Consider the following 614-nt stretch of genomic DNA (forward strand, 5'->3'; position numbering starts at 1 on the left):
CGGATTTGTCGGTGGGTGCTGTCATGATGCGGTTATGGTTTCGTTCGCTCCTTCTGGTGTTGAGGTGGATTTGAGTCGCCTCGAGCGTTTGGAGGAGTTGTTTGGGCAGTTGGAGGAGTTGGCGGGTCAGCGCAATGCCGTTGATGGGCGCATCGTGGAGATCGTCGCCGAGCTCGATCACGACAACTTGTGGGGGATCACCGGGGCTCGGTCGGTCAAGGCGTTGGTGGCCTGGAAGTTGGGCATGGCCGAGGCGACGGCCAAGACGGTGGCTGCGATCGCCGATCGGTTCGAGGAGTTCCCGCGCTGCACCGCCGAAATGTCGCAGGGCCGATTGTCGTTGGATCAGGTCGGCGTGATCGCCCAGCGCGCGGGCCAGGGTTCTGATGAGCATTACGCGAAGCTGGCGTCGGTGGCCACGGTCAACCAGCTGCGCACCGCGACCAGACTCGAACCGCGCCCTACGCCTGAGCCCAGGCCTGAGCCGCAGCGGTCGATCACCAAGATCACCGGTGCGCAGTTCAGCACCTACCGGATCACCGTGCCCAATATCGAGGCGGCCAAGGTCGACGCCGCGCTGCAGTCCCATCGTGAGGCGTTGATCAGCGAACACA

General features: G+C 63.5%; 1 protein-coding gene. It reads left to right on the top strand.

Annotated features, from left to right (window positions below; translation table 11 throughout):
* Positions 1–34: 34 nt before the first annotated feature.
* Positions 35–614 (top strand): DUF222 domain-containing protein (locus tag AU187_RS18385; RefSeq protein WP_156442385.1); only part of this gene is annotated, 580 nt, incomplete at its 3' end.

Origin of the sequence: Mycobacterium sp. IS-1556, assembly GCF_001499985.1 — a bacterium.
GTDB lineage: Bacteria > Actinomycetota > Actinomycetes > Mycobacteriales > Mycobacteriaceae > Mycobacterium.